This is a genomic window from Streptomyces sp. WAC06614, from assembly GCF_003949795.1.
GTDB lineage: Bacteria > Actinomycetota > Actinomycetes > Streptomycetales > Streptomycetaceae > Streptomyces.
Genome location: NZ_RPRY01000038.1, coordinates 26,525 through 34,582 on the forward strand (window position 1 = coordinate 26,525; position 8,058 = coordinate 34,582).

The window sequence follows — 8,058 nt, forward strand, 5'->3', positions numbered from 1 at the left end:
GGACATGGGGTTCTTCGACGGGCTCAGGGGAGCCCGGGCGGCGCAGTTCCAGTCGGGCAGCGCCTCGTCCAACGCGATCGAGCTGACCAAGCGGCACCCGACGGTGTCGCTCTCCAAGCAGGGCGCCGTCACCGGCAACCTCCGGGTCAACCTGTCGTGGCGGATGCGCACCTCCGACATCGGCGGCCCGGACCGCAGCGGGGGCCTGCTGCGCCACCCGCTCAAGCTGTTCAAGCCGGACATGGTCCAGGCGCACACCCAGGGCATGGTCAACGTCGACCTGGACATGGGCTGCCTGTACGAGCTGACGGACGGCAGCCGCGGCGTCGTCCAGCCGCTGGGCAACCTGCTCGGCGACCTCAACGACCCGCCGTACGTCAAGCTCAGCGGCGACGACCGCTTCGGGTCGCCCTCGGGGGAGACCCTCTACGTCAACCTCGACCATGCCGAGGAGATCAAGCGGCTGCTGGTCTTCGTCTACATCTACGACCAGACCCCCGCCTTCGACCGCACCCACGCCCTGGTCACGCTCTACCCGAGCAACGGCCCGCGGATCGAGATCGCGCTGGACGAGCGGCACCCGCAGGCGCGCAGCTGCGCCGTGCTGCTGCTGGAGAACGTGAAGGGCGAGCTGGTGGTGCGGCGCGAGGTGAAGTTCGTCTACGGCTTCCAGGCCGAGCTGGACCGGCTGTACGGCTGGGGCCTGCAGTGGGGGCGCGGGTACAAGACCAAGGCCTGAGCGGGGCGCCGGGCCGGAGCGGGGCGCCTGGCGCCCGGCTGCGGCCCGGGCGCGGCTGCGGCCCGCGCCCGGCTCCTGCCCGGCGTCGGCTCAGCGGCGGATGAACTGCGGGCCCTGCACCGGCAGCCGGAACGACGGGTCGCCGCCCGGGGCCGGCACCGGCAGCGGGGACACCGGCTGCGGATAGCCGTACGCCGGCTGCACCGCCGGCGGCGCCTGCGTGGGCGGGGCTGCGGCCGGGCCCGGCAGCGGCGTCGGCGGGCTCATCGCGGCCGTGCGGTCGGGGTCCGGCGCCGGGGCGTTCTCGTCCACCGAGATGCCGTGGTCGGTGGCCAGGCCCTCCAGCCCGTTGGAGTAGCCCTCGCCGAGCGCCCGGAACTTCCAGCCCTCCCCGCGCCGGTAGAGCTCCCCGCAGATCAGGGCGGTCTCCGCACCTGTCTCCGGCCGTACGTCGAAGTAGGCCACCGGCTCCGCGCCGCCCTCGACCGTGGCGTCGTAGAGCAGGATCCGCAGGTCCCGGACCCGCTCGAACGGCACGTCCTCGGCCGAGGCCACGACCAGCACCCGGTCCACGACCGCGGGCACCGAGGGCAGCTCGGCCTGCACCGCGTCGGTGACCGCCTCACCGATCCGCTTCTTGCCCAGCCGCCACACGGCACCCGAGGGGTGGCGCGGCTGGTTGTAGAAGACGAAGTCCTCGTCCGAACGCACCCGCCCGTCCGGGCCCACCAACAGCGCGGAAGCGTCCACGTCCGGTACGTCGGGACCGCCGGTCCAGCGCAGCACCGCCCGGACCGCGGTGGCGGTCACCGGGATGTTCGAGCCCTTCTGCATCGCGTGCGTCATGCCCGTCATCCTGCCCTCCCGGGCAGGAGCGGGACAATGCGGCCCCCCGGTAGCACCCGTACGCACCCCTACCGGCTCCGTCACCGTCCGCCGCAGGGCCCTTGTCGCGACGAGAGGAGCGACGGCATGGTGCAAGAGGGTTACCTGAATTTCACGTACTTGGGGAACTTTTGAATCTCGTTCGTACGTACTATTACCGGCCACGCCAGATGGGCCACCGAGGCAGTACGGGGGAAGTAGATGCGTCATTTCGGGCACATATCGCCCGAGGTCCGCAAGGACCTCTTCCACCGGGAACCGGCCGACTTCACCGCCGGCTCCCCCGTACGCATGCTCTCCGCCGCCCTCGGAGCCACGCTCTACAGCCCGGCCACCCGGCCCCGGCTGGCCGCCGACGTGATCAAGCAGGCGGGCCGCGGGGTCGTCTCCATGGTGCTCTGCCTGGAGGATTCGATCAGTGACGCCGATGTGGTGGCCGCCGAGGAGAACCTGGTCCGGCAGTTCGCCGAGCTCGACGCGCACGGCGGCGAGCTGCCGCTGCTGTTCGTCCGGGTCCGCGAGCCCGAGCAGATTCCGGACCTCGTCCGGCGCCTGGGCGGCTCGGTGCGGTTTCTGGCCGGATTCGTACTTCCCAAATTCGTCGCGGGCCGAGGCGACGCCTTCCTCGACGCCGTCGTCGCCGCCGAGGCCTCGGCGGCCGGCCTGATCGGTGACCGGCCCCTGTACGCGATGCCGGTGCTGGAGTCCCCCGAGCTGCTGCACCTGGAGAGCCGGGCCGAGACCCTCGCCGCCATCGCACGCACCGTCGACCGGCACCGCGACCGCGTCCTCGCCCTGCGCCTGGGCGTCACCGACTTCTGCTCGGCGTACGGGCTGCGCCGCTCGCCCGAGATGACCGCGTACGACATCCAGATCGTGGCCGGGGTCATCGCGGACGTGGTCAACGTGCTGAGCCGGGCCGACGGCACCGGTTTCACCGTCACCGGCCCGGTCTGGGAGTACTTCCGCCACCAGCAGCGCCTGTTCAAGCCGCAGCTGCGGCGCAGCCCCTTCCTGGAGGAGGGCGCGGAGGAACTGCGCACCACGCTGATCGAGCACGACCTGGACGGCCTGCTGCGCGAGATCGAACTGGACCGCGCCAACGGCCTGCTCGGCAAGACCTGCATCCACCCCGCACACGTCACGCCCGTGCACGCGCTGTCGGTGGTCTCGCACGAGGAGTACAGCGACGCCCAGGACATCCTGCGCCCCGAGCGGGGCGGCGGCGGGGTCCTGCGCTCGGCGTACACGAACAAGATGAACGAGGTGAAGCCCCACCGCGCCTGGGCCGAGCGCACCCTGCTGCGCGCCGAGGCCTTCGGCGTGGCCCGCGAGCAGGTCGGCTTCGTCGACCTGCTGGCCGCCGGGATCCAGGTCTGAGCCGATGACGACGAAGGACAGGACGATCGACACGGTGTGGTCGGGAACGTGGGTCGCGCAGCGACTGGGCATCCGGCTGCGGGACCCGCAGCCGGATCCCGCCGAGGCGGCCGCCGCGGCCGGGACGGCGGCGGCAGCGTCGGCGCAGCCGCCGTTGCGGGAGTTGCTCGGGCTGGCCCTGCGGCGCAATCCCAAGCGGGCGCACCTGCTCGTCTCGCAGGTGCTCGGCAAGCACGTCCCGCAGTCCCCGGAGGTCGTCCACGCCGCCGGGTACGGCCTCGGGGCCCGGGTCCGGGAGCTGCTCGGCGCGGACGCCGCCGCCCGCGCCGTGGTGCTCGGCTACGCCGAGACCGCGACCGGTCTCGGCCACTGCGTGGCCGACGGCCTGGGCGCGGCGCCGTACCTGCACTCCACCCGCCGCCCGGTGCCGGGCCTGACCCCGGCCGGCGGCTTCGAGGAGTCCCACTCCCACGCCACCTCGCACCTGCTGCTGCCGGAGGACCCGGAGCTGCTGTCGGGGACCGGCCCGCTGGTCCTGGTCGACGACGAGTTCTCCACCGGCAACACCGTGCTCAACACCATCCGCGACCTGCACGCCCGCCATCCGCGCGGGCACTACGTGGTCGTGGCCCTGGTCGACATGCGCTCGGCGGCGGACCGCGCCCGCCTGGCGGAGTTCGCGGCCGGCCTGGGCGCCCGCGTGGACCTGATCGCCCTGGCCGCGGGCACCGTCGACCTGCCGGAGGGGGTCCTGGACAAGGGCCGCGCCCTGGTGGCGGAGCACGAGGCCGACCAGGCCCCGGCCGGCCCGGGCGCCCCTGCCGGGGCACCCGGGCGGCAGGGTCCCGGCCCCGACCGTGGCGGCCGCCCCGCGCCCGTCGAGCGGGTCACGCTCGGCTGGCCGGCCGGCCTGCCCGACGGCGGCCGGCACGGCTTCACCCCCGCGCACCGGGCCCGCCTGGAGCAGGCCCTGCCCGCCATGGCCGGGCGGCTGGCCGCCGCCCTCGGGGACCGGCCCGGGCGGGTCCTGGTCCTCGGCAACGAAGAGCTGATGTACGCCCCGCTGCGCCTGGCCCGCGCGCTGGAACAGGCCGGGACGGCCACCGAGGTCCGGTTCTCGACCACCACCCGTTCGCCCGTGCTCGCCGTGGACGACCCGGGCTACGCCATCCGCACCCGGCTGGTCTTCCCCGCCCACGACGACCCGGCCGACGGCCCCGGCGACCGCTACGCCTACAACGTGGCCGGAGCCGGCTTCGACACCGTCGTCGCCGTGGTCGACTCGGCCGGCGACACCCCGGCCCTCCACACCGGCCTGCTGGAACGCCTGCGCCACCACACCGGGCGCGTCCTCCTGGCCGTCGTCCCGTCGTACGTACCGGCCCTGTCCTGCGGGTCCGGCCACGAGCACCAGGAGCCGACCATGCTGCCCGCCCCCCTGCGCGGCCCCGCCTTCTCCTCGTACCCCGCCGAGGACGTCGGCTGGCTCCTCCAGGACCTCTCGCAGGCCGCGCTGGAGGCGCCCACCGAGGAGCGCGAGGAGGCCATCCAGTCCGGCGGCGCCCACTACGCCGAGTCGCTGCCGGTGGAGTACCAGCCGAGCGCCGCCTACCAGGCGCTCTACCGCAGTGCCCTCGACACCTCCGCGGCCCGTATCGCCCAGGCCGTCGGCGTGGTCACCGAGACCGTCCTCGCCGAGCGGTCCCCGTCCCCCGTGCTGGTCTCGCTGGCCCGCGCCGGCACCCCCGTCGGCGTCCTGATGCGCCGCTGGGCCCACTGGCGGCACGGCCTGGACCTGCCGCACTACGCCGTGTCCATCGTCCGCGGCCGGGGCATCGACACCAATGCGCTGCGCTGGCTGGCCGCCCACCACGACCCGGCCGACGTGGTCTTCGTCGACGGCTGGACCGGCAAGGGCGCCATCACCCGCGAACTGCGCACCGCACTGGCCGCCCACCAGGAGGCCGAGGGCGGCCCGGCCTTCGACCCGGAGATCGTCGTGCTCGCCGACCCGGGTGGCTGCGTGGCCACCTACGGCACCCGCGAGGACTTCCTCATCCCGTCGGCCTGCCTCAACTCCACCGTCTCGGGCCTCATATCGCGTACGGTGCTCAGGGCCGACCTGGTCGGTCCCGAGGACTTCCACGGCGCCAAGTTCTACCGCGAGCTCGCCGCCGCCGACGTCTCCACCGCCTTCGTGGACACCGTCGCCGCCCGGTTCCCCGAGGTGGCCGACGCGGTCGCGGAACGCGCCAAGGAGATGCTGGTGGCCGACCGCGCCCCCACCTGGGAGGGCTGGGCCGCCGTGGAGCGCATCAGCGAGGAGTACGGCATCCACGACGTGAACCTGGTCAAGCCGGGCGTCGGCGAGACCACCCGCGTGCTGCTGCGCCGCGTGCCCTGGAAGATCCTGGCCCAGCGGGGGGCCGGGGCCGACCTGGACCACGTACGGCTGCTCGCCGAGCAGCGCGGGGTCCCGGTCGAGGAGGTCGACGGGCTGCCGTACACCTGCGTCGGCCTCATCCATCCCCGCTTCACGCGCGGCGCCACCGGCGCCGACGGAAAGGCTGTGGCCGCGAAGTGACCGCCCCGACCGCCCGGACCGCCCCGGGCCTGCCGACCGGCTCGCCCGTCCTGGTCGCCAGTGACCTCGACCGCACGCTCATCTACTCCTCGGCGGCCCTGGCGCTGTCGGTGCCCGACCCGGTGGCCCCGCGCCTGCTGTGCGTGGAGGTCCACGAGAGCAAGCCGCTGTCCTTCATGACCGAGACGGCGGCGGGCCTGCTCGCCGAGCTGACCGCCGCGCCCTCGGTGGTCTTCGTGCCCACCACGACCCGTACGCGCAAGCAGTACCAGCGGATCAGCCTCCCCGGCCCGCCCGCCCCGTACGCGATCTGCGCCAACGGCGGCCAGCTGCTGGTCGACGGCGTACCGGACCGCGCCTGGCGGCGCGCCGTGTCCGCCCGGCTGGCGGCGGAGTGCGCCTCGCTGGAGGAGGTGCAGCAGCACCTGCTGGCCACCGCGGACCCGTCGTGGGTGCGCAAGACGCGGGTGGCCGACGACCTGTTCGCCTACCTGGTGGTGGAGCGGGCCCAGGTGCCCGAGGAATGGATCAAGGCGCTGACGGAGTGGGCCGAGGCCCGCGGCTGGACCGTCTCGCTCCAGGGCCGCAAGATCTACGCCGTCCCGCGCCCGCTGACCAAGAGCGCGGCGGTCCGGGAGGTGGCCCGGCGCACCGGCGCCGTGGCGACCCTCGCCGCCGGCGACTCGCTGCTGGACGCCGACCTGCTGCTCGCGGCCGACGAGGCCTGGCGGCCGGGCCACGGCGAACTGGCCGACGCCCGCTGGAGCGCGCCCGGGGTCACCGCGCTGACGGAGACCGGTGTGCAGGCAGGTGAGGAAATCATCCGCCGGTTCGGTGCCGCGGTTGCCAGACTGGGCGAATGAGCAAAGGCAACACGACCAAAATCACCGACGAGTTGTACGCCTACATGCTGGCCCACAACCCGCCCCTCGACGAGCACCAGCGCGGGCTGGTGGTGACCACGGAGGAGAAGTTCCCGGACGTGGCCGGCATGCAGTCGGCGGCGGAACAAGGCCCCATCCTGGCCTTCCTGGTCCGGCTCACCGGTGCCAAGCACGTGGTCGAGGTGGGCACCTTCACCGGCTTCTCGGCCCTGTCGATGGCCCAGGCACTGCCCGCCGACGGCACGCTGATCGCCTGCGACGTCTCCGAGGAGTGGACCGCGTACGGTCGCCGCGCCTGGGAGGCGGCGGGCGTGGCCGACCGCATCGACCTCCGGCTCGCCCCGGCCCTGGACACCCTGCGCGCGATGCCGACCGAGCCGCACATCGACATGGCGTACCTGGACGCGGACAAGCAGAACCAGGTCGCCTACTGGGAGGAGCTCGTCCCGCGCATGCGGCAGGGCGGCCTGATCGTCACGGACAACACCCTCTTCCACGGCGGCGTCCTCAGCGAGGACCCCAGCCCCTCGGAGGCCGGGGTCCAGGCGTTCAACGACCATGTGACGGCGGACGACCGGATGGAATCGGTCCTGCTGGCCATCTCGGACGGCCTGACCCTGTCCCGCAAGCGCTGACACCGTCGCGGCGGACACTTCGCGCCCGCCGCCCGCCGCCGGTCGCCTCGGCTAGCAGCAGCCGCCCCCACCGCAGCAGCCGCCGCCACCGGACGGCGCGGCGGGGGCGGCCGCCGAGCCGCCCACGGCGACGGCGGACAGCAGCTTGACGGTGTCACCGTGCCCGGCGGGGCACTCGGCGGGCGCGCCGGACTCGGCCATGGGCCGGCTGACCTCGAAGGTGTCGTCGCAGGTCCGGCAGCGGAATTCGTAACGAGGCATGGCCCCAGGCTATGCGCCCGAGGGCCCCGGACGGTACCGGGCGGAGCGGTAGCGCTCCTCACGTGCCGCCTGATCGGGGTGCCTGGCCCGCCAGTACGGATTGTCGTGCGGCAGGGCACTGCCCACCCGCCCGTACATCCCGAACCACATCAGCATCACGCCGACGACGAAGCTGAAGAGCACGTTCTGGATCTCGAACGCCAGGAAGTTCAGCCCGGTGTCCAGCAGCGCGAGGTTCACGAAGCCGCTGGCGATGAAGAGCAGGCCGAGCACGATGTTCAGGGTCGAGGCGAAGTTGCCTCCGACGACCATGCCGACGAAGAGCAGCACCCCGACGCAGATCGACAGCACGCCGAGCGCACCGTTGGTGTTGAGGCCGAGCACGTGGTCGCCCCCGGTGTCGAAGAACCCGACGTGCCCCGTGAGCCCGAGGATCCCGAACGCCACCAGGAGCATCCCGGTCAACCCGGCACCGACCCGGTACACCTTGCTGAGCTTGTGATCCGCGGGCAGATGTTCGTCGAGCCGCGTCTCGACCGGATTCATCGCCCGCCGCGCCCACTCCACCCCGCCCGCCCCCGCGGCGCGCTGCTGGCCAGGGCCACGCAGCTCGTCCTCGCCCCCGTCGCCCCCTGCCGCCTGGGCACCACCCCCCAACACCTCGACACCGACCTGCGGCGGCGCCGCGAC

The 8,058-nt window shown here is 73.5% G+C and carries 8 protein-coding genes; 5 read left to right on the forward strand and 3 right to left on the reverse strand.

Annotation, left to right across the window (positions count from 1 at the left end; translation table 11 throughout):
- Positions 1-4 precede the first annotated feature (4 nt).
- The gene (locus EF918_RS08215) at positions 5-739 is read left to right on the forward strand and encodes a Tellurium resistance (RefSeq protein ID WP_125643133.1); all 735 of its coding nucleotides are present in this window, start codon (positions 5-7) and stop codon (positions 737-739) included.
- A 90-nt stretch (positions 740-829) separates the two neighbouring features.
- Here the strand turns inward: EF918_RS08215 and EF918_RS08220 are convergent, their stop codons facing one another.
- Positions 830-1,585 carry a TerD family protein gene (locus EF918_RS08220; RefSeq protein ID WP_125643136.1) on the reverse strand — a complete coding sequence of 252 codons (756 nt, stop codon included), beginning with the start codon at positions 1,583-1,585 and terminating at the stop codon, positions 830-832.
- Between the two features lie 240 nt (positions 1,586-1,825).
- On the opposite strand from EF918_RS08220, the gene EF918_RS08225 reads away from it, so the two are divergent.
- The 4 genes from EF918_RS08225 to EF918_RS08240 are packed head-to-tail and all read left to right on the forward strand — an operon-like array spanning position 1,826 to position 7,107.
- On the forward strand, positions 1,826-3,004 hold the full coding sequence (locus EF918_RS08225; RefSeq protein ID WP_125643139.1) for an HpcH/HpaI aldolase/citrate lyase family protein: 1,179 nt from the start codon (positions 1,826-1,828) through the stop codon (positions 3,002-3,004).
- Between the two features lie 4 nt (positions 3,005-3,008).
- Positions 3,009-5,588 (forward strand): phosphoribosyltransferase, encoded by a 2,580-nt coding sequence (locus EF918_RS08230; protein ID WP_125643142.1) that lies wholly within the window; start codon positions 3,009-3,011, stop codon positions 5,586-5,588.
- 29 nt (positions 5,589-5,617) lie between these two features.
- Complete coding sequence (locus EF918_RS08235) at positions 5,618-6,451, forward strand: HAD family hydrolase (RefSeq protein ID WP_125643157.1); 834 nt, start codon at positions 5,618-5,620, stop codon at positions 6,449-6,451.
- Positions 6,448-7,107 (forward strand): O-methyltransferase, encoded by a 660-nt coding sequence (locus EF918_RS08240; RefSeq protein WP_125643145.1) that lies wholly within the window; start codon positions 6,448-6,450, stop codon positions 7,105-7,107. The genes EF918_RS08235 and EF918_RS08240 overlap by 4 nt, the downstream gene beginning before the upstream one ends.
- A gap of 51 nt (positions 7,108-7,158) precedes the next feature.
- On the opposite strand, the gene EF918_RS08245 is transcribed toward EF918_RS08240, so the two are convergent.
- Positions 7,159-7,368, reverse strand: a complete 210-nt coding sequence (locus EF918_RS08245; RefSeq protein WP_125643148.1) for a zinc ribbon domain-containing protein — start codon at positions 7,366-7,368, stop codon at positions 7,159-7,161.
- A gap of 9 nt (positions 7,369-7,377) precedes the next feature.
- Positions 7,378-7,914: a DUF4383 domain-containing protein gene (locus EF918_RS08250; RefSeq protein WP_125643161.1), complete on the reverse strand. Its 537-nt coding sequence runs from the start codon at positions 7,912-7,914 to the stop codon at positions 7,378-7,380.
- Between the last annotated feature and the right edge of the window lie 144 nt (positions 7,915-8,058).